We start from the raw sequence: 17,892 nt of genomic DNA, 5'->3' as shown, positions 1-17,892 counted from the left end.
CGGGGGTCAGCCTAGGCCGATCCCAACGCGAGAGAAGCAGGATATATTCGTCAGCGACAGCGACGAAATCGATCAAAGAAGACGAAACGAGAGACCGGTCCGATCAATAACGTCAAGCCGCCATGGCCCCGCCGCTACGCTGCCGCAGCGCTTGTTCGATCGCCGGCAGCATGTGCGTCACGACGGCCGCGATCGCGCGCGCATTGGGATGCACCCGGTCGAACAGCGCCATGTCCGCACGCCCGAGCACGCCCGCCGGAAAGAAGCTCGCGATCGCCGCCCCGTGCCGTGCCGCCACCTCGGCATGGATGCCGAGATACGCGCTGGTGCGAGCCCGCAGAAACGCCGGCGGCTCCAGCGTGGCGAGCAGCACGGGAATGCCGCAGCGCGCGAACTCGGTCAGCATTGCATCAAGGTTGGCGCGGGTACGATCCGGCGCGATGCCACGCAGCACGTCATTCGCGCCGATCTGCACGACCGCCAGATCCGGCCGCGCGGGCAACGCGCTGAGAACGCGGGGTAAGCGACCCAGCGCGTCGGCAGTGGTGTTACCGGACACGCCGGCGTTAAGCACCTGCGCTTGTGGATACTCGGAACGCAAGCGGCGTTCGAGCTGCGTCGGGAAGCTGTCGGTAGGGGCGAGGCCATAGCCGGCGACAAGGCTGTCGCCGAACGCGAGGATGAGCGGGGTAGCGACGGTCATGGAACCGTTAAGATAATGCGCCGTAATGCTTTTTCACCATCCGGCCACTCCCGCCAGCTTCCTTAAACGGCCCCGCCTGCCGGGCTTGACCCGGCATCAGGGTGCCGCGCACTCCGATATCGCCTGGTTCCCAGAATCTGGACCCTGGCACAGACCTGTCCTGAGCACGCGGCGCCGAAATAATCCGTCATCCCGGACTTGCTCCGGGATCCAACCCTCCGCTGGCGCTCCCGCTTGCCTTGTGAGCGCACCCTGCGCGGCACCATGGATCCCGGATCAAGTCCGGGATGAAGAAGCAAATGGGCGTGCACGTCGCAGCATATGCACCGGCGCACGTGCTCGGCCCCGGGGGGCGCGTGGCTTGCGCTTACTTCGCCGCCCCACGCACCACTGGCGCCGCCGCGAACGGCTTGATCCCGAACTCCGGATATACCTCGGCCGGGTAGTAGAAGGCGCCATCCTTCACCACCATGGCGATGCGCTTGATCGCCTTCAAATCCTTCGTCGGGTCACCCGGCACCAGAAAGAAGTCGGCCAGCTTGCCCTGCTCCACCGACCCCAGCGTCGCATCCTGCCCCAGATACTTCGCCATGTCCCATGTCGCGCGCGTCAGGATCTGCGCGGGCGTCATGCCGACCTTCTGGTAAAGCTCCAGCTCGCGGTGAAACGTAAACGAGCCGCCCGTGTCGGTACCTGGCACGATCATCACACCGCGATTGTTGAGCATCCGGATCGTCGCAACGATCTTGTCATAAGCACCGCGATAGGCCGCATCGTCGCCGGGCGCGGACGTATCGATCCACTGCTGCTTCAGGCTGCGCTGCGCGCCGACCGGCAAGTGATCGATATAGTCCACCGCCCCCGGCGCGACCTGCCCGTCGCGATTGAGCAGCAGGTTCTCGTGAATGCCCAGCGTCACGTCGATCGGCACCTTGCGGTCGACCATCAGCCCGATCGTATGCTGCACCTTGGGGCTATCCAGATCGAGCGCCGGCAGGCGCTTGAGCGCGGTCAGGCGGAACAACGTGCGCGTGTCCTCCTCCGGCTTGATCACCCACCCCAGCATGAACTGGTTGATGTGCGTCATCTCGTCGAAGCCGGCCTCGATCATCTGGTCGGCCGTGGCGAAGGCGGGGACGTGCCCCGCCACCTTCAGCCCGCGCGCATGCGCTTCCTTGACCAGCGCGGGAATCCACGCCGGGTTCATGCTGTTGTACGATTTGACGCCCCAGAACTTCTTCTGGTCGGCGTACCAGCGCACCGCCGCCACGGTTTCGGCCTCGCTGTTGACGAGGATGCCGTTGTTGGCGCTGAACGGGCTCTTGCCCTCGATGAAGCCGGCGCGAACGATGCGCGGGCCGGCGATCACCCCGCCGTCGATCCGCTCGACCAGCTTGTCTAGAACCGCATTGTCGTTGCCCATGTCACGCATCGTGGTGACGCCCGCCATCAGGTTGAGCAGCGCGCCTTCTTGTCCGGTATGCGCATGCATCTCGTACAGGCCGGGAACGATTGTCCCGCCCGCGCCATCGATCACCGTTTCACCAGCCGCACCCTTGGCCGACAGCGGCTCGACCCGCACGATCTTGTTGCCCGAAACCAGCACCGACACCGGCGTACCGACCGTGCCCGCCTTGCTGTCGAACACCCGCACGTTGCGGATGCGCACCGGCCCAGCATAGCGATGCGCCACCTTCTTGTTGATCGCCACGAACCGGTCGGTCGACCATTGCGCCGCCAGCGTCTTGAGCCGCTCGGCCTCGCCTTCATAGCCCGCCCGCACGATCACCTGCCGCGTGGAAAGCGCCGCGAACATGTCGCCCTTGGCATCCAGCAGGATCGTGTCGGGGGTGGTCTCGATGCCGCCCAGGTCATAGGCGGTCACTTGCAACGGCCCGCCGGCGCCGTTCACCGTCAGCGTCTGCCCTTTGGTCAGCGTCAGTGTGCCGCCGGGCAGCGCCGCTAGCGTGGTGCCGCCCGCGTTCATGATCGCGCGCGCATACAGGGCCGTCGCCCAGGGGCTGCCGCTCTGCGCGACATAGACCCCCGTGCCCGCGGCCGAGCCAGTGCCGGTGGCGTCGGTCCAGCGCGCGCCCTTGCCGTCGCGCGCGAAATGCTCCTCCACCTTGGAGCCGAAGGTGGTCGTGCCGGTAATATCCCAGGCGACCGGCAGCCCGCTGGCGTCGGTGCGCAGCACTTCCTTCATGGTCGGGCCGCGACCGTTGTTCTTGTAATCGAAATCGATTGCCGTGCGCTCGCCCTGCACATCGGCATTGAGGTGGCCGACATTCTTGCCGCCGAAGATCACGCTGTAGCGCTGCACCTCTGCCGCGGCATGAGTGGCGAGGGATAGCGCGAGCGCAGCGATTGCCGCCGTGGAAAGGAGCTTCATAGCTTCGTGGTTACGTAGCAACACCCTTTCACGCAACAACCTGTCGCAATCGTCACACCATGTCGGGCAGCGGTATCGTGCCATCCGATCGGCAGACGTAAAGCCGATCCGTGCAATGATCGTTCGCCCAGGCGAGGCCCGCAGCCTCTGCCGCGTCATAGCTGGCATATGGCTCGCCGCCGACCAGCGCGACCGATTCCGCCGGCTCGACATCGCCGCAGTTGAGCAACACCGATCCGTTTAGCAGGAAACGCCCGCCCTCCAGTTCCTGGACGCGGATGCAATCGCCGTCGATCGGAGCCGCTTCGCCGATCGGTTGCTTGATGATTTCCATCTCCACTCCTTTTCAACTCGTGCCGTGCGCGATCATTCCGCCGCCTGCGCCAATCCCTCATCGACGTCGGGCTCGTCATCCGACTCCATGCCCTGGTCCAGCCATGCTTCGTCGGCGGCAAAGGCAGCCGCATCCTTCTCGGTGATCCCGAACCGTGCCGCCACGTCGGGGGCGAAGCGCAACAGATCGGGGCGCAGCCGCAAAAGGCTCAAATCCTTGGACTTGCCTTCCATCATCACGTCAAAGAACAGCCCCTCGGCCATTCGCATGAAGGTCGCGAATTCAAACGGGTTGGTGAAATCGGCGTGCCCGGTCCAGATCGGTGGGCGAAGCACGGTCTTTACGCGTGCGGTCGCCTTGACTGGTGCCTTCAGCAACTCGCCCTTTTTAGCCTTGGCGGTGCCGGCCTGTGCGGCAGCGCGCTGCTTAGGCGTGATCTTCTGCTTGATCTCGCGCAACTCGGTGCGGGGCGAGGAGAAATGGATCTTGGGCCGGACGCCCGCCGGCCAGGTGGCAAGAAACTTCTCCAGCGTCTCGCGCATGTCGAGCCGCTCGGGGTTGAGGCACCAGAAATGCTGATAATCGAACACGCAGCGAACGCCGGTTCGCTCGTGAATCCACAAGACGTCGGCGGCGGAAAAGCGGATGTCGTCATTCTCCAGCACCAGCCGCCGCCGGACGTGTTCGGGGCATTGCTCCCAGCCCGCGATCCAGCGCGCACGGCTCGCTTCGTGATCGTCATAGACCCCGCCGACATGGGTGATCATCACCGCTTCGTCGTTCAGCTCCATCCGGTCCAACATCTCGGCCTGGCTCGACAGATCCCAGATGCTCTTCCTGGTCAGCTCCGGATTGGGCGCGTTGAGCAGCACGTATTGCGACGGATGGAACGACAGGCGAATGTCATAACCGCGCGCCTTGGCCCCGAACGCGCGCAGCTCCGCATCGCTTTCCGCCACCATGTTGTGGAATTGCGGCATATCCGGGTGAGTTGCGTAAGGCGCAATGTCCGACGACAGCCGGTACATGTCGAGCTTCTCGCTCTTGAGATACTCCAGTACCTCATCGAGCAGCTCAAGCGAATGTTTGAGGTGCGGGTTGTTCTGCCAGCGCCGCGTATCGCCGGATTTCAGCCCCGGCTTGCCCATCACCTTGACGGGAAAACCCAGCCGCAGAGGGCGGTTGTTGTCGGTCATGAAAGCACCTGCGCCTGAGGAATGCCAAGATCGCTGATGAAGCCGTTCCAGTCTGAAACGCGAAGCGCGCCGCCGGTCGCCTGCGCATGGCCATTGCCGTAGCGGGAATCCGCGTTGGGCGGCCGGTGCTCGGCAAGAAAGCGGATGAGGTCACGCCCGCTCGCTGACCGCGCCGCGAAATGGACCCAGCCCGGGCGATATCCGCGGTTGGCGGCGATCACGATCTTGTCCTTCAGCCGCCCGCGCCATTGCTGCGCGATCAGCGGGTGAATCTGGCACGGCGTATCGAGCGGGATCAGCGCCACGTCGCCAGTGACGATCGGCGCGGCGCGCTTGGCGACATCCATCGCCGCGCGCACCTCCGCCTTGGCGGCACGCAGCGCCTCCGCATCAGCGTCCGTCCCCTTGGTGATTGCTTTCGGCCCGTCGACGCGCAGCAGCAGGCGAAGCGCCGGTCCCGCATCCGCCGCCGCCGTCCGGCGCGGTGCGTTGATCAGCGACACGGCGTCGCGCAACGCCGTCTTGCCCCAGCGCGCTTGCGCCTCCGCAAGCTCCGGAAAGTCGCGCCCCTCCTCCATGTCGCCGATCAGCCCGATCGCCGCCAGCCACAGCAGATCATCCACATCGCCCACCGCTCCCGCCGCCCACCACGCCAGCAGCGCCGTCGTCGGCTCCGGCGCCAGGCCATTGCCGCTCAGCGTGATCGCGCCTTTCGGCTCACCGGTCGGCACATGATGATCGATCACCAAGGTCGGGCAGCCCGGTAATACCGGCTCGGCGCGCGTGCCGAGATCGGCAAGGATCAACCCACCAGGCTGTTCCGCCGACAGGCGCGCGGCAACGCTGTCGTCCCACGGCGTCTCGCCCTTGCCGGTGAGGTGCACGACAACGCGGCAACCAGCCTGCTCCAGCGCGCGCGACAGGACCGCCGCCGCGGCAAGCCCATCGGCATCGAAATGCGAGAGAATGGCAATCGGTCGCGCCGCATCGAACGCCGCAAGCACATCGGCGAAGGCCATGCGGCAGGCCGCACGCGAATCGAGGGCAGAGGCTAGGCGGCCGATCATCGCTGCTCAACGCGACGACAGGCCCAAGGGGTCCGCATCCTTGGGTGTCGGGAGGTCACGAACCATCCCACCCGTTCGTGCCGAGCGAAGTCGAGGCACACGCCACAGCCGTAGCGCTAGCGGCTGTTCCTCGACGATGCTCGGGACGAACGGTGAGCCTCAGCCCGCCACCAGCGCCGCCAACGCCGGGCTGATCCATTCGCTCACCCCATCACGCCGCCGCAGCAGCGCGCGCACCATCAGGCTGTGTGCCTCCGCCAGCGCCATCATTTCGTCCGGCTCCGCCACGCCCAGCGCCGTCGCCCAGGCATCCGCCAGCATCGCCGAGGCGTGCACCACGCTCACCGCCAGCGCGTGCGCCACCGGCCGCCCGGTACGCGGATCGATCGTATGCCGCCCACGCACATAATCGCCCGATGTCGCCACCGCGTGCTGGTGCAGCGCCACCCGGATCGGCGCAGCCAGCGCGCCCGGCGTCTCCAACTCGACCCACCACGGGTCGCCATCGGGCCGCAGGCCACGCCCGACATATTCGCCACCGATCTCGACCAGACTGTGCCGCACGTCATGCGCCGCCAGCACCGCCGACAAGCGATCGACCGCATAGCCCTTGGCAATGCCGGACAGGTCGAGCTGCACCTCGCCCAGCCGCTGCAACCGGCGCGCATGCGGATCGAAGCGCAGCTGCCGGCACCCGCCCTGCGCTGCGGCGACATCGATCGCTGCCGCATCCGGGGGTTGAGGCCGCGACACCGGGCCATAGCCCCACAAATCGACCAGCGCGCCGATCGCCGGATCGAACGCGCCATCCGATTTCGCCGCCACGTCCAGCGCGGCCGCCATCACCGTGGCGAAGTCCGGCGGCAGCGCCAGCCAGCGCCCCGCCGGCGCACGATTGAAGCGGCTGATTAGCGAATCGGGCGCCCAGTGGCTCATCTCGGCGACGATTTCGCCAAGCATCGCGTCGATCGCCCGCGTGAGCCTCGGCAGGTCGAGCTGCGCCGGCGCGGCGAAGCGCGCCCGCCAGCGCGTGCCCATCGTCGCGCCGTCGAACTCCATCACTGCCGCATGTGGGTCCCATCCCGCCAGCGCCGCCGGATCGATCGCTGGCACGGCCAGCCGCATCGACTTGGCGGGACGGTGCGAACACGCGACGCCCATCAGGGCGCCGGAACCTCCAGCGTGGTGGTGAAACTCATCCGCCGCTCGGTGGCCCGCGGTGCCGTCACCTTCGCGTCGGTAAGCGAAGCACTCATCCAGTACATGCCCGCGACAGGCCAATTGACCCGCAGCACGCCATCCGCGCCGGTGGTCAGCTCCTGCGCGCCCTCCGTCTCGCGAAACTTCTTGGAACCGGGCACCACCGTCACCTTCACGCCCGCGGCCGGCTTGCCGTCCACCAGGAAGCGGAATTGCCCCTCCTCGTCAGACACCAGCGCGCCCGGATGCGTGATCGGCTGGAACTCCAGCCCCTTGCCAGTCGGCTTGAACACATCCTCGCTCGGCGCACCTGCCGTGACGAAGATCGCATTGCGGCCCATCACCTCGGTCAGCTTCACGTCAGTGGCGCCCGCCGGGATGTCGGCGGGCGTGGCGACGAACTTTGGCATCGGCCGCGCCGGGGCTCCCGCGGCGGGCGGCGGCCCTCGGCGGCCACCCACACGCCATTGTTCACCGTTCAGCGTGAAGCTGCCCATCACGGAAGACATCTCCGTGCCGATCTTCCACGTGCCCGGCTTGTCGACCTTGACGTCGAAGGTGGTGCGGTGCCGCCCCTTCGCGGCATTCTCCATCGTCCCGGCGCTGCCGTCCGGCGCCCACACCTTGATCATCTCCGGGCTCATCGCGACGTGATCAGGGTAGAACAGGTCGTTGGAGATGGCGGCGTCGATCGTCACATATTGGTTGGTGTCCGACAGCGTCGTCGTTGACGGCAACAGCCACTGGCGATGCGCCAGCGCTGGCGCGGCGAGGGTAGCGGCACCGATCGCGGCGAGCAGGACGGTTTTCAAGCGCATGGGCATGATCCTCAACGAACGATAACGGTGCCGAGCTCGGCGCCGCCTTTGGCAGAGCCCCCGCGGCCGGGAACGGTGATGGGAACGCGGACGAGTTCGCGCCCGCCGGTTTCGCGGGCAGCCTCGACGTTCAGCACATATTGGCCGGCGGGCAGCCCCTTGGGCAGCGGGATCTGGTACGTGCCGGGTGCGCGGGTCGCGCCGCTAACGCCATCGGCGGGCAGCTTCATGGTCCGCCCACCCTTGCGCCACCAGCTGCGCAGATCCGCAAGCCATTTGGTGCCCGGCTCCGCCCCGCCCTTCTTTACGTCATACCACACGAACACGGTGCGCGCGGGCCCGCCCGCCGCCGGCTCCAGCCAGCCCGCCACGTACGGCCGGTGATATTCGGCCACCTTCAGCTGCGGCACGGTAACGCTGACGGTGTGGGCGGCGGCCCTGTCGGCAGCAATTGGCGCGCTGATCGCACCGGCAACGAGCAGATAGGCTGGGCGCATGAAACCTCTCTAGTGGATCAGGAACACGGCCAGCAGCAGCGGCACGATCAGGCTCGTGGCGACCAATGGCCAGGTGGACGGGCGATGCCGCGCGTGAAGTTGGAGCAGCACCAGCCCGGTCAGCGTGAAGACGATGCAGGCAACCGCAAAGACATCAATGAACCAGAACCAGGGGTCACCGGTGTTGCGCCCCTTGTGCAGGTCGTTGAGGTAGGAAATCCAGCCGCGCCACGTCGTCTCTGCGCTGATCGCGCCAGTGTCGCGGTCGATGCTGATCCAGGAATCGCGCCCCGGCCCGGGCATGGCAACATAGACTTCCTTGTCGGTCCATTCGCCGGCGCGCCCCGCCGGATCGAGCGCAACCGCCCCGGCGACCGCCTGCGCCACGCGCGGCGGCAGCGGCGCCCCTTCGGCATGATCGCCGCGTAACTCGGCCAGCCGCGGCGGCGGCAGTGTCGCCTCGGCGCGAGTCACCTGCGGCTCCGCCCCGATCGACGCGGCGTGGTTGAGCGTGATGCCGGTGATGGCGAACAGGAACATGCCCGCCAGCGACACTGCCGCGCTCACCCAATGCCAGGTGTGCAACTGCTTCAGCCAGAAGGCGCGGACCTTCTTCTTCGGCTTGGGCGCGGCGGCGCGACGCGGGGCCGGCGTGTCGCTAGACACTCGCCGCTCGCGTACCGCTTCCACCTCGCTCGCCTGCATGCACCACCCCCGCGCGACCAATCACGCCTCGTGCAACGGCAGCTAAATCAATCGCGAATAATTCGCAACAGCATATACGGCATTTGGCTTGCGAGAGGAGCGCGTGGAACACGTCCTTCGACAAGCTCAGCACGAACGGCCCGATGAAGACCACAATCGCCCAACCCCGTTTGTGCTGAGCCTGTCGAAGCACGTGCCAAACAGCGCCTGCTTCCATCAAGCCTCAACCCGAATTGCGCAACGCCGTCGCAATCGCATTGATCGACAGCAGAATGCCCTCGGCGATCCGCGGATCATCCTCGCCCGCACGATGGCGCCGCATCAGCTCGATCTGCAACAGGTTGAGCGGCTCGATATACGGCAGCCGCAACCGGATAGAGGCATCCAGCGCCGGATGCTTGTCCAGCAACCGTGATTGCCCGGTCACCTCAAGCAAGCCGTCGCAGGTCGCTTGCCAATCGTCCTTGATCCGCCCGAAGATCCGCGCGCCCAGCTTGTCGTCCTCGACAAGACCCGCGTAGCGCTCCGCGATCCCCATGTCGGATTTCGCCAGCACCATCTCCATGTTCGCCAGCGTCGCGGCGAACAGCGGCCAGCCCTCCGCCATCTCGGCGAGCAGCGCCTTGTCCTCGAACGCCGCGATGGCATGGCCGACACCATACCAACCCGGCAGCATCACTCGCGCCTGCGCCCAGCTGAACACCCAGGGGATCGCGCGCAGATCCTCGATCTTGGCCGATTTCTTGCGGCTCGCTGGCCGGCTGCCGATCTTCAGCCCGGAGATCTCCGCGATCGGCGTCATCTGCCGGAAAAAGGCGTTGAACCCCTCGGTGCCGTACACAAGATCGCGGTAGGCGTGGAACGCGGTGTCCGACAGCCGGTCCATCGCCTTGGCGAAGGACTCGTTCTCGGCATTGGACAGCGGCGCCGGCGACAGGCTGGTCAGCAGCGTCGCGGAGGTCATTGCCTCCAGATTGGTGATCGCGCTTTCGCGCGTGCCATATTTGCCGGCGATCACCTCGCCCTGTTCGGTGATTCGGATGCGGCCCTGCACCGTGCCTGGTGGCTGCGCGCGGATCGCCGCAAAGGCCGATCCGCCGCCGCGCCCCACCGCGCCGCCGCGGCCGTGGAACAGTTGCATGCCGACACCCGCCGCCTCGAACACCGGCTTCAGCGCGGTCGAGGCCTTGGACAATTGCCAGCCCGAGGTGAGATAGCCGCCGTCCTTGTTGGAATCGGAATAGCCGATCATCACTTCCTGATGGCCGCGCGCGGTGGCAATGGCGGCAACCTCGGGCAGCGCGAACCACGCCTGCATGATGCCGGGCGCCGCCTCCAGATCGCCGATCGTCTCGAATAGCGGCACGGCCATCACCGCGGCCTGGGGCGGATCGCCGGGCACGTAGAGCCCCACTTCCTTGAGCAGCAGATGCACTTCGAGCAGATCGCTGACCGACTGGCACATCGACACGATATACTGCCGAATGCACGCCGGGCCGTAGGCGGCATGGGCCTCAGCCACTGCAGCGACGATGGCCAGTTCGCCCGCGGTCTCCTGCGAATAATCGATGTATCGGCTGGTCAGTGGCCGCGCGCTGGCGAGCTCGCGATTGAGCAACGCGACCCGCTCATCCTCATCAAGTCCCAGGTAATCCTCGCACACGCCCGCCGTCTTCAGCAGCTCGGCCACTACCCGCTCATGCACCGCGCTGTTCTGCCGCAAGTCGAGCGTGGCGAGATGGAAGCCGAACACCTCCACCGCGCGGATCAACCGCCCGATCGCCCCGCCGCTGGCGAGCAGCCCGCCCGCCGCCGCCGCCAGCGGCTTGGCAAGCGCCACCAGATCGGCGCGCAGCGCATGCGGATCCGGGTAGGGCTCTGCCCGCCGCGCCCCCGGCCGTGGCGGCTGCGTGCCCACAAGTGCCTCGTAAGTGGCCGCAAGCCGCGCATAAATGCCCGATAGCGCCCGGCGGTACGGCTCGTCGATCCGGCTTTCGGCATTATCGCCGCTCGCCTCGGCAAGCGCGAGCACCGCCGCATCGACCGGCGCGTGATCGGCCGAAATCGATAGTTCCGATCCAAGCGCATGCAATTGGTCGAGGTAATAACCGATCGCCGCCGCCGCCGCCTTGGCGAGTGCCGCGCGCAGCGAATCCGCCGTCACGAAGGGATTGCCGTCGCGATCGCCGCCGATCCAGCTTCCCGGCCGCAGGAAAGCAGGCAACCGCCGCCCCATGGCCCGATCCCACCGCTGGTACAGCGCTGGAATCACGGGCAGAAATACGTCGCGCAAATATGAAAGCGCAGTCTCCACCTCGTCGGTGACGTACAATCGCTCGCGTCGCAGCACCCGCGTCTGCCACAAAAGGGCGACCTGCCGCACGATGGCCTCGTCGATCCGGTCGCCGTCCGGTGTCTCCTCCGCCCCCATGTCGCGCATCGCCATCAGCTCGGCGATACGATTCCGATGGTCGATCATGCTCTTGCGCCGCACCTCCGTTGGGTGGGCGGTGAGCACGGGGGCAATCAGCGCATGCTCAAGCAACGCACAAACCGCGTCCTGGTCTATGCCCTCGCCCGCCAACCGCTCCAGCGCGGAGGCGACATCGGCGCCTTCCTCCGCGGCGATGCCGTGGCGGTCCTCCGCGAGATTGGCCAGCATCGAGAACAGCATAAAGCCGCGCACGAAATCCAGTGTCTCGTCAAGCGACAAGGCCTCCAGGTGATGATCCACCGGCGCGCCACCGTCGCGATGCCGCTCGACCGAGGCGGAACGGATCGCCTCCGTCGCGGCAAACAGCCGCGTCCCGCCCATTTCGCGGATCACGTCTCCCAGCACACGGCCGAGATAGCGAATGTCATCGTTGTTGGTGATCGGAGGAAGGGTGCTCATCCCGCCATGCTGCACCGCACCAGCCGTCCGCGTCAACGCGCAGTCTGGACAGGGCGCGGGTGGCGCTCGCGATAGGTCTCGCGTTCCTCGCTGGTCAGCGTGCCATCCTTGTTAAGGTCGTTGCGGTCGAACCAGTCGAGCAGCAACTCGCTCCACTCCTGCGAACTGAGCGCGCGGTCGCCGTTCTCGTCGCCGCGCGCGATCATTGGCTTCAGCCGCTCAGGCAATTCGTCGGCGGTGATCTTGTCGTCACGGTTGGTGTCGAAGGCATGAAAACGACGTTCGATTTCGCTGCCGAAGTCCAGCCGTGAAGTGACGGTAGGCGGCATGTAATTAGCCGCCGCAGCCGTTTCGTCATGGTCTTCTTCAGACGTGCCGCACGCTGCCAGCAGCGGCACGAGCGCCGCCAGCACGATCAACGATCGCATCCCCGTTTAACCTCCCTCAAGATCAAGCTTCGAGCTCAACGTCCCAATAGAGCCAATCGTGCCATGTCTCATGGAGATAGTTGGGAGGGAAGCTGCGGCCATGCTCCTGCAGGTGCCAGCTGGTCGGTCGAATCGGCTCCACATGCAGCGGCATCGCAGCCTGTTTCGGGGTCCGTCCGCCCTTTTTGAGGTTGCACGGCGAACAGGCGGTGACGACGTTTTCCCAGGTCGTCCGCCCACCCTGCGCCCGCGGCACGACATGGTCAAACGTCAGATCGCGCTCGTGCGTGCCACAATATTGGCAGGCGAAGCGATCGCGCAGGAACAGATTGAAGCGGGTGAAGGCCGGGAATTGCGACGGCCGCACATATTGCTTCAGCGCGATCACGGACGGCAACCGGATCGAGTGGTTAGGGCTGCGCACCTCGCGCTCGTAATGGGCGACGATGTCGACGCGATCGAGAAACACTGCCTTGACCGCGGTCTGCCATGGCCAGATGCTGAGCGGATAATAGGAAAGCGGCGTGTAATCCGCGTTGAGGACCAACGTCGGGCACGAATCCGGGTGCCGGATCAGATCGGGATGGAACAAGCGCGCTCCCCTTCGATACCGTGTCGCCGGTCGTTATGCGCCAAGCGATGACGTCATGATGACAGCCGGCAAAACGCCGGGTCAAGGGGAGAGGATGAATGAGCGAAACCGTCACCTATGAAGTCGCCGATCACATTGCCACGATCACGCTAAACCGGCCGGAACGGCGCAATGCGCTCAACTGGGATGCCTATGCCAAGCTGGAGGCGGCGTTCCGCCGCGCGGTGACGGACGAAGACGCGCGCTGCGTGATCGTGACGGGCGCCGATCCCGCTTTCTGCTCAGGCGACGACGTGGGCGAGATCATGGCCGGGCCGGATGCCTTCGCCAAGCGCAAGGCACCGCCGGTGGTGCGCCACCAGCCCACCCCTGCCGCCATTGCCGCGCTGGAATGCGACAAACCGGTGATCGCGGCGGTGAACGGCGCAGCGGTCGGCTGGGGCATGGAGCTGGCGCTCTATGCTGACATTCGCATCGCCAGCGACAAGGCGAAATTTGCGGAGCTGTTCATCAAGCGCGGGCTGGTCTGCGACGTCGGCGGATTCTATCGCCTGCCCTCGATCGTCGGGCCGGCGAAGGCGGCGGAGCTGCTCTTCACCGGCGATGTGATCGATGCGGCCGAGGCCGCGCGCATCGGGCTGGTGCGCGAAGTGGTGCCGCACGGCGATCTGCTCCCCGCGGCCCGCGCGTTGGCTGGGCGTATCGCCGCCAATCCGCCGCTCGCGCTGCGGTACATGAAGGAAGGGTTGCGCAAGGCGGCGTATGGCGACGCGCGCGAGCTCGGCGGCTGGGCGATCGAGACGATCCGTCGCCTGATGACAACGGAGGACCATAAGGAAGGGGTGGCGGCGTTCATGGAAAAGCGGGAGCCGGTGTTCAGCGGGCGGTAGAGTAGCGCTCTTCGTCGCTTCCCCCGTCACTCCCGCGGAGGCGGGAATCCATAGACGCGACCGCTGCGGCTCGATCGAGGAACCTGCGCGTATGGATTCCGGCCTCCGCGGGAATGACGCGAAGTGAGATCGAGTCGCCGCCCTTGCCCACCACGCCTGCACCCCGCACATCCGCACGCGTGACCGTCACTCGCTTTGCCCCCTCCCCCACCGGCCGCCTCCACCTCGGCCACGCCTACAGCGCCATCCTCGCGCACGATTTCGCCCGCGCCCGCGACGGCAAATTCCTCCTGCGGATCGAGGATATCGACGGTACTCGAAGCCGGCCTGAACACATTGAGACGATCCGTGACGATCTCGCCTGGCTCGGCCTGGCGTGGGACAGCGCCGTGATCCACCAGTCGCAGCGCTTGCCCGCTTATGCTGCCGCGCTCGACCAGCTGCGCGGCATGGGCCTGCTCTACCGCTGCTATTGCACCCGCGCTGAAATCGCTGCTGCCAGCCTGTCCGCCCCGCACGGCGCCGAGCCGCTCTACCCCGGCACCTGTCGCGGCCGCAGTGACGAGCCCGATCGCCTCTATTGCTGGCGGCTCGACATGGCGGCGGCGGTCGCTCGCGCGGGCGCGCTGACGTGGCAAGACCATGGGAGGGCGATCCCCGCTGATCCACTCGCCACCGGCGACGTCGTCCTCGCGCGCAAGGATGCGCCCGCCAGCTATCACCTCGCGGTGACGATCGACGATGCGTGGCAAAGCGTCACAGATGTGGTGCGCGGGCGCGATCTGTTCGCGGCCACCCATGTCCATCGCTTGCTCCAGGCGCTGCTCGGCCTGCCCACGCCGCATTACCACCATCACTATCTGCTCACCGGACCGGACGGAGTTCGCCTCGCCAAGCGGCACAACGCCCCCACACTAGCCGCCTTGCGCGAGGCAGGCGTGGAGGGCCGCAAGATCGCCGCGGAGCTTCGTGCGGGACGCCTTCCCAATCACCCCGCGAGTACCTAGATGGGAGGCATGCAGACGTTCCTCGTCATCCTTCTGGTCGCGGCGCTGATTGCGACGCTCGTCGCGCTGGTGCGCGGCATCGTCGCCTTTTTGCAGAACGCCAGCGCGGAGGCGCGTGGGACGGGCACCGGTCCTACCGACAGCCAGCTCAAGTCGAACCGCATGATGCAGCAGCGCATCTTGTTCCAGGCGCTGGCCGTGCTGATCGTTGTCGTGCTGCTGTTCGCGGCCGGCCGCACCTGACGTTTAACCTGGGTTGAAACAAACAGGATGGCCGGTGCGTTCGACCGGCCGTCGGGGGATCATGTCCTTCGCTGCATCCAGCGTGCGTCTGATGACGGTCATGTCGATCGCCCACGCCTGCCGGAAGAGAGGACGGCATGCGACTGTATCAGGCAACCGGGCGCGATTTTCGCGCCACCCGCTTTCAGGACGTACGCGCCCTCACAACCGCGCTGACGACGCCGCTCAGCGACGCTGACGCCACCGTCCAATCGATGGAAGATGCGTCGCCCGTAAAATGGCATCTCGCGCACACCAGCTGGTTCTTTGAAACCTTCGTTTTGCGTGATCACGTCTCCGGTTATCAGCTGCACGACGAACGCTTCCCCTTCCTGTTCAACAGCTATTACGAGGCGGAAGGCCGCCGCCACGCGCGCGCACGCCGTGGCATGATTACCCGTCCAACGCTGGACGAGGTGCGCGATTACCGCGCAGCGGTCGATGCCGCGCTGCTTGCCGCGTTCCCCTTGCTCTCCAGCGACGCGCGTGCCTTGGTGGAGCTCGGTTGCCATCACGAACAGCAGCACCAGGAACTGCTCGTTACCGACATCCTCCACCTATTTTCCGAAAATCCGCTCGAACCGGCGATCTGGCCCGCCCCGCCCAAGGTTCCGGTCGCCATGCCCGGCCCGATCGGCTGGATCGAACGGCCTGAGCAGATCGCGGAGATCGGCCACGCCGGCGCGGGTTTCGCGTTTGATTGCGAGGGCCCGCGCCATCGCACCCTGCTGGCGCCCCACGCCATCGCCGATCGCACGGTCACCAATGGCGAGTGGCAGCAGTTCATCGCCGATGGCGGCTATCGCGATCCGCGCCACTGGCTGTCGGACGGCTGGGCCTGGCTACAGCGCGAGCGGATCGCCGCGCCGCTCTATTGGGAGCAGCAGGGCGACACCTGGACACGCTTCGGCCTCGACGGGCGCCGCGCCATCGATCCCGCCGCACCCGTCACGCATGTCAGCTTTTACGAGGCGGACGCCTATGCCAGCTGGGCCGGCGCTCGCCTGCCGACCGAGGCGGAATGGGAATCGGCCGCCACCGCGCACGATCCCGCCACTGGCAACCAGATGGACGCCGCGGGTCCGGTCGAGCCGCGCCCCTCACCCGGCGGCCCGGCTTTCTTCGGCGACGTCTGGGAATGGACCGGCAGCGCCTATCGCCCCTATCCCGGCTTCGTGCCGGCCGACGGCGCGGTCGGCGAGTATAACGGCAAGTTCATGAGCGGGCAGTTCGTGCTGCGCGGTGGTTCCTGCGTCACCCCGCGCGGCCACGTTCGGGCCTCATACCGCAACTTCTTCTACCCGCATCAGCGCTGGCAGTTCACCGGCGTCCGGCTGGCCAAGGATGTGTGACGACGCCGCATGACGAGCATGAAAGAGCCACGATGCTGAAGCAGGAGGTCAAAGGTGGCCAGGCATCGCTCGCCGATCCACGATTCCGCGCTGACGTGCTGAACGGCCTTGATCGGCGCCCGCGCGCGATCCCTGCGCGCTGGTTCTACGATCGCTGCGGCTCCGAACTGTTCGAACAGATCACCGGCCTGCCCGAATATTACCCCACTCGTGCCGAAACCGGCATCCTTGCGCAGATCGCCCCCGAGCTTGCGGCGCTCGTTGCCGCAGGATCGGCACTGGTCGAATTCGGCTCCGGCTCCTCCACCAAAACCCCGCTCGTCCTCGATGCGATCAAACCGTCCGCTTATGTCCCGATCGATATCTCCGGCGATTTCCTGCGCGATTCGTCGCGCGCGCTGTCAGCGCGATACCCCGATCTGTTCGTCCTCCCCTTTGAAGCCGATTTCACCCGCGCGCTGAGCCTGCCCAGGACGATAGCGGCCGCTCCGAAGCTCGGTTTCTTTCCCGGCTCGACGATCGGCAACCTCATTCCCCACGCCGCGGTGGATCTGCTTCGCGCCATGCGCGCCTCGCTGGGCCTGGGCGCGCACCTCCTGATCGGCATGGACCGGATCAAGGACGTCGCCGTCCTCGAACGCGCCTATGACGATGCGGCCGGCGTCACTGCGGCGTTCAACAGCAACCTTCTTGCCCGGATCAACCGCGAGCTTGACGGCACGATTCCGATCGAAGCCTTCCGCCATCGCGCGATCTGGAACGACGAGCGCGCCCGCATCGAAATGCACCTGGAGGCGACGCGCGACGTCTCCTTCACCGTCGAAGGTCAGCCGTTCACCCTCGTCGCAGGGGAAACGATCCACACCGAGAACAGCCACAAATATGGCCCCCGCGATGCTCGCATCCTGTTGCGCGCCGGTGGGTGGACACCCATCGCCGAATGGACCGACCCCAAGGGCCTGTTCGCGGTTTACCTCGCCCAGGCACAGGCAGAGCGCCCCGCCCCTTAGAATCGACCGATGAGCGACACCGCCGAACATGACGATCCCAAGCTGTGTGTGAAAAGGTGAAGGCCGAGGCCACCGCCGACACCAAGGCGGGCGCAAGGGCGAATGTTCGCCCGCGCGGGGCAGCTTGCTGCAACCGAGTATAGAAGGCCGGCGGCGGCTATGTCGGCAAAAGGACGACGACAATAGCCTTCATCGATCGACGGGAAGGATTGGGGATCGCTCAGCGGGAAGAGCGACAACACGGGCGACCGCAGAGGCGCGCCCCCTTCCCTGACAGCGGAACCGATCATTCGTCCTCGTCGCATGTGCTCAGAGCGACCGCTTGGCACGGTGCCGCCCCCCGTTCGCCCGGCACCGCGCCGCGGGTGGCGAAACCGACTCCCTTGAACAGCCCGCCCATCCGCGCCCCGCTTGGCATTTCGCCAGCGCGCGAGGCCTGCTCCAGCCGTTCCCGGGCTTGCGCGCCATCCGGGAAAAACCCGGTAGCCACCGCCATCACCGGGTATTTCCCGGCTTGTCGGCCCCG

Annotated in this window: 17 protein-coding genes; 5 read left to right on the top strand and 12 right to left on the bottom strand. The window is 66.4% G+C overall.

Annotation, left to right across the window (positions count from 1 at the left end; translation table 11 throughout):
* Positions 1-112 precede the first annotated feature (112 nt).
* From SPHI_RS10495 to SPHI_RS10440, 12 genes are all read right to left on the bottom strand, one after another.
* The gene (locus tag SPHI_RS10495; RefSeq protein WP_076744890.1) at positions 113-703 is read right to left on the bottom strand and encodes a GDSL-type esterase/lipase family protein; all 591 of its coding nucleotides are present in this window, start codon (positions 701-703) and stop codon (positions 113-115) included.
* 367 nt (positions 704-1,070) lie between these two features.
* Positions 1,071-3,095 (bottom strand): amidohydrolase family protein, encoded by a 2,025-nt coding sequence (locus SPHI_RS10490; protein ID WP_076744889.1) that lies wholly within the window; start codon positions 3,093-3,095, stop codon positions 1,071-1,073.
* Between the two features lie 52 nt (positions 3,096-3,147).
* On the bottom strand, positions 3,148-3,429 hold the full coding sequence (locus tag SPHI_RS10485; RefSeq protein ID WP_076744888.1) for a hypothetical protein: 282 nt from the start codon (positions 3,427-3,429) through the stop codon (positions 3,148-3,150).
* A 32-nt stretch (positions 3,430-3,461) separates the two neighbouring features.
* Positions 3,462-4,625, bottom strand: coding sequence for a UV DNA damage repair endonuclease UvsE (uvsE, locus tag SPHI_RS10480; RefSeq protein ID WP_233130873.1), 1,164 nt, complete (start codon positions 4,623-4,625; stop codon positions 3,462-3,464).
* Positions 4,622-5,692 (bottom strand): single-stranded-DNA-specific exonuclease RecJ, encoded by a 1,071-nt coding sequence (locus SPHI_RS10475; RefSeq protein WP_076744887.1) that lies wholly within the window; start codon positions 5,690-5,692, stop codon positions 4,622-4,624. Before SPHI_RS10475 ends, uvsE begins: the two co-directional genes overlap by 4 nt.
* A gap of 159 nt (positions 5,693-5,851) precedes the next feature.
* On the bottom strand, positions 5,852-6,853 hold the full coding sequence (locus SPHI_RS10470) for an FAD:protein FMN transferase (RefSeq protein WP_233130871.1): 1,002 nt from the start codon (positions 6,851-6,853) through the stop codon (positions 5,852-5,854).
* Positions 6,853-7,710 carry a DUF4198 domain-containing protein gene (locus tag SPHI_RS10465; RefSeq protein WP_096348752.1) on the bottom strand — a complete coding sequence of 286 codons (858 nt, stop codon included), beginning with the start codon at positions 7,708-7,710 and terminating at the stop codon, positions 6,853-6,855. The genes SPHI_RS10470 and SPHI_RS10465 overlap by 1 nt, the downstream gene beginning before the upstream one ends.
* Before the next feature lie 11 nt (positions 7,711-7,721).
* A complete protein-coding gene (locus tag SPHI_RS10460) occupies positions 7,722-8,207 on the bottom strand; it encodes a DUF2271 domain-containing protein (protein WP_076744883.1) in 486 nt (161 codons plus the stop codon).
* A 9-nt stretch (positions 8,208-8,216) separates the two neighbouring features.
* Positions 8,217-8,912, bottom strand: a complete 696-nt coding sequence (locus SPHI_RS10455) for a PepSY-associated TM helix domain-containing protein (RefSeq protein ID WP_076744882.1) — start codon at positions 8,910-8,912, stop codon at positions 8,217-8,219.
* Between the two features lie 223 nt (positions 8,913-9,135).
* On the bottom strand, positions 9,136-11,805 hold the full coding sequence (ppc, locus tag SPHI_RS10450) for a phosphoenolpyruvate carboxylase (protein WP_076744881.1): 2,670 nt from the start codon (positions 11,803-11,805) through the stop codon (positions 9,136-9,138).
* 32 nt (positions 11,806-11,837) lie between these two features.
* Entirely contained in the window at positions 11,838-12,233 is a 396-nt protein-coding gene (locus SPHI_RS10445) for an EF-hand domain-containing protein (RefSeq protein WP_076744879.1), read from the bottom strand.
* A gap of 22 nt (positions 12,234-12,255) precedes the next feature.
* A complete protein-coding gene (locus tag SPHI_RS10440; protein WP_076744878.1) occupies positions 12,256-12,825 on the bottom strand; it encodes an HNH endonuclease in 570 nt (189 codons plus the stop codon).
* Between the two features lie 98 nt (positions 12,826-12,923).
* On the opposite strand from SPHI_RS10440, the gene SPHI_RS10435 reads away from it, so the two are divergent.
* The 5 genes from SPHI_RS10435 (at position 12,924) to egtD (ending at position 17,366) form a co-directional block, all read left to right on the top strand.
* Positions 12,924-13,715, top strand: coding sequence for an enoyl-CoA hydratase/isomerase family protein (locus tag SPHI_RS10435; protein WP_076744877.1), 792 nt, complete (start codon positions 12,924-12,926; stop codon positions 13,713-13,715).
* A gap of 113 nt (positions 13,716-13,828) precedes the next feature.
* Complete coding sequence (gene gluQRS, locus SPHI_RS10430; protein ID WP_083719934.1) at positions 13,829-14,722, top strand: tRNA glutamyl-Q(34) synthetase GluQRS; 894 nt, start codon at positions 13,829-13,831, stop codon at positions 14,720-14,722.
* 9 nt (positions 14,723-14,731) lie between these two features.
* A complete protein-coding gene (locus SPHI_RS10425) occupies positions 14,732-14,965 on the top strand; it encodes a twin transmembrane helix small protein (protein WP_076744954.1) in 234 nt (77 codons plus the stop codon).
* Positions 14,966-15,102: 137 nt separating this feature from the next.
* On the top strand, positions 15,103-16,356 hold the full coding sequence (gene egtB, locus SPHI_RS10420) for an ergothioneine biosynthesis protein EgtB (protein ID WP_076744876.1): 1,254 nt from the start codon (positions 15,103-15,105) through the stop codon (positions 16,354-16,356).
* A gap of 32 nt (positions 16,357-16,388) precedes the next feature.
* Positions 16,389-17,366 (top strand): L-histidine N(alpha)-methyltransferase, encoded by a 978-nt coding sequence (gene egtD / locus SPHI_RS10415; protein WP_076744875.1) that lies wholly within the window; start codon positions 16,389-16,391, stop codon positions 17,364-17,366.
* Positions 17,367-17,892: the final 526 nt, after the last annotated feature.

Origin of the sequence: Sphingomonas jeddahensis (genome assembly GCF_001981525.1) — a bacterium.
In the GTDB taxonomy this organism is placed as follows: Bacteria; Pseudomonadota; Alphaproteobacteria; order Sphingomonadales; family Sphingomonadaceae; genus Sphingomonas; species Sphingomonas jeddahensis.
Note: the sequence above shows the minus strand (reverse complement) of the source record. Positions and strands in the feature narration are given on the sequence as shown.